Source organism: Kluyvera huaxiensis (assembly GCF_040149365.1).
In the GTDB taxonomy this organism is placed as follows: Bacteria; Pseudomonadota; Gammaproteobacteria; order Enterobacterales; family Enterobacteriaceae; genus Kluyvera; species Kluyvera intermedia_A.
The window spans coordinates 1-208 of sequence record NZ_JBEFLV010000078.1; the positions used below are offsets into that span (position 1 = coordinate 1).

Consider the following 208-nt stretch of genomic DNA (forward strand, 5'->3'; position numbering starts at 1 on the left):
TCAAATGAATTGACGGGGGCCCGCACAAGCGGTGGAGCATGTGGTTTAATTCGATGCAACGCGAAGAACCTTACCTACTCTTGACATCCAGAGAACTTAGCAGAGATGCTTTGGTGCCTTCGGGAACTCTGAGACAGGTGCTGCATGGCTGTCGTCAGCTCGTGTTGTGAAATGTTGGGTTAAGTCCCGCAACGAGCGCAACCCTTAT

At 51.4% G+C, this 208-nt stretch carries 1 rRNA gene; it reads left to right on the forward strand.

The window, feature by feature from the left end:
• Window positions 1–208, forward strand: a 16S ribosomal RNA gene (locus ABOC97_RS24110); the annotation flags it as partial.